The 2,347-nt window shown below is 49.7% G+C and carries 2 protein-coding genes and 2 pseudogenes; 2 read left to right on the forward strand and 2 right to left on the reverse strand.

The window, feature by feature from the left end:
- Nucleotides 1-56: 56 nt before the first annotated feature.
- Entirely contained in the window at nucleotides 57-1,022 is a 966-nt protein-coding gene (locus tag U4E84_RS16580; protein WP_322533214.1) for a hypothetical protein, read from the reverse strand.
- Nucleotides 1,023-1,667 (reverse strand): hypothetical protein, encoded by a 645-nt coding sequence (locus tag U4E84_RS16585; protein ID WP_322533215.1) that lies wholly within the window; start codon nucleotides 1,665-1,667, stop codon nucleotides 1,023-1,025.
- On the opposite strand from U4E84_RS16585, the pseudogene U4E84_RS16590 reads away from it, so the two are divergent.
- Together U4E84_RS16590 and U4E84_RS16595 are read left to right on the forward strand one after the other, a co-directional pair.
- Nucleotides 1,636-1,845 (forward strand): annotated as a pseudogene (locus tag U4E84_RS16590) (IS701 family transposase); the annotation flags it as partial. The gene U4E84_RS16585 and the pseudogene U4E84_RS16590 overlap by 32 nt on opposite strands.
- Nucleotides 1,846-1,927: 82 nt before the next feature.
- Nucleotides 1,928-2,347 (forward strand): annotated as a pseudogene (locus tag U4E84_RS16595) (IS4 family transposase); the annotation flags it as partial.

Consider the following 2,347-nt stretch of genomic DNA (forward strand, 5'->3'; position numbering starts at 1 on the left):
CACCGATAATCCGACCACAAACTACTCCCGCTCTATGTATTGAAACTCCTCTGAAGTCACAGCACCAACCGGTCTTCTGAAGCGAATAAATAGATACTCCTGAGTAAGAGAGTAGCGGTGATTGCGCTATTGAGGGCAACTTCTGAGGAAGTATCCCACCTCTCAAGAACCTCGGTGTCATCCCCGTGCGCCCCACCCTTATTTCTGATTTCGGCTAAGGAGACCACACGACGTTTGTGGACTTTTCTGACTAGATCGTCTCCCTGTAAATGGTTCACGATCCCAATAATTCCCGAATCAGTCCCGTAGTCCCGGTCTTCGCTTCCAAAGTCAGCACCAATATGCCTAAGAAAGTCCTCAAATGACCTCCCAATCGCACTTATCCCATCACGCGGGGAACTTGAGTGTTTCATATACCCGCTTACCAAATCCGATTTGGTGTCTTCGTCCAAGAAATTCATCAGCTCCTCTCCGAGTATCTCATCGAGATAGATACGAACTTCCAACTCGGAGTCTAATGCTTCTCTCAGCTTCTCTATTGATTGTGTCGAATCTGTTGGAATTTCCCGAACCTCGATAGATACATCGCCTTCTTCGGTCAGTATGCCTGAGTAAGTCCCCAACCTCTCAAAGTATGTTTGTACGTACTCGGCATCATTAGATAGATCAGCATTAGCGGCAAATACCATCTGTGTTGCCTGCTCAGACGAATATCCTCTCTTGAGGTAGGTCGCATAATCAATAAACGGCTGATAGTTTAGAAGTGCCCTCTCAATAATCGCGCTACGCTCTGATGGCGGTAGTTGCTGAACAAGGTAGTCGTATTCAATATTCACAGTCAGCGCATCATCGCCAACTACGACATTCAATTCTCGAAGTACTCTGATAGACTCCCGTACTTTTCGGGTGGATTCATCCACGAATTGTGCTACAGCGTCCTGATCAGCTTCATCATTCAGTTCAGAAAGGGCGAATAGCACCTCAGTAATGTCCGCAGGGGGAACAACGTAGGCAGGAAACATCTATTCTGAAGTAGTTCCTTTAACCGATTCAATCACCGAGATCACTTCTTCACTATCCCAATCAGCAGAAGAGATCTCGATCTCAATTGTCAAATCTACGTCACTACCCTCTATTGTCTCTGTCATCTCGATATTCTCTGTTTCAGTAGTGGGTCGTGTCGGATGATTTTCTGAGTCATCTTCCGACTCGGCGGATTCAGATGACGCAGACTCAGCAGAATCCTCTGGATTTGGTTCCTCATCAATCGGTAGTTGCTCTTGTGCGGATTGCTCACCTTGCGGTGATTGTTCCTCAGTCGTCAGTCTGGAGAGGAACTCGGAATATTCCTCATTAATCACGAGACGAGTAGGATAGCCACCCTGCCCCTGAGTGTACTTGCCGACGCCGCATTCGTCCAAAATCTGTAGGAATGTCCCCGCTGCAGATTTTAGAGTCCGGTCACCGACACCAAATTGGCAGTTTATCCCAATTTCGCTCTGAACGACATCACGTTCTAAGTACTGTTCACCGTTGTTACTCGTTAATTCTCCACCGACAATCTTCAACAGTTCTCTGTAGAACTCAGCTTTGAACGTTGAAGTAGGAGCGTGACGTAGGCGGTAGCGAAGATGGATGATGCCCATTACGGACTTCTTGTCTTGCACGCGTGTGTTCGACGAGTTTGAGTCGCTGTCACCCGCACAACGTCATCACGCGAAAACCTACGCCACCGGTCTTGTTGCTGGCCGCAACAAGACCGTGGCAGGCATCGCACGCGAAGTCCTTCCAGCTGGAGACAAACGCGCTCTCAACAAATTCCTCACCGAGTACGACTGGGACGAACACCATCCGTTCTAGTTTAACCGTGTGACTGACCGTTGTCTGTTGATTAGATATCGTCGCAACTACCCGGTTGAGGAACCCGGTGGGAGGTGTGTACACCCCACCGGACTCGGTAGTTGTTGATCGGATTCAAAGAGCGTTTCCCTCCGATGAGTTGCGCGAGCGGGCTCGCGCAACGAGTCTCGTTGAACGTGAGCGGAAGTTCGACATCGTCGCGCTGTTCTACACACTCACATTTGGCTTCGCTGCTGGTTCAGACCGCTCTCTGCAAGCGTTTCTCGAACGCTACGTCGAAATGGCTGATTGCGACGAACTCTCCTACACATCGTTCCACAACTGGTTCGAACCGGGCTTCGTTGCACTCCTTCGAGAGATTCTCGATGACGCCATCGAGAATCTCGATACCGGACGAGCCGACTTGAACGGCCGTCTCGAACGCTTTCGAGACGTCCTTATCGCCGACGCTACTATCGTCTCGTTGTACCAGGACGCCGCTGATGTC

It is taken from the genome of Halorubrum sp. AD140, from assembly GCF_034497445.1.
Taxonomy (GTDB): Archaea; Halobacteriota; Halobacteria; order Halobacteriales; family Haloferacaceae; genus Halorubrum.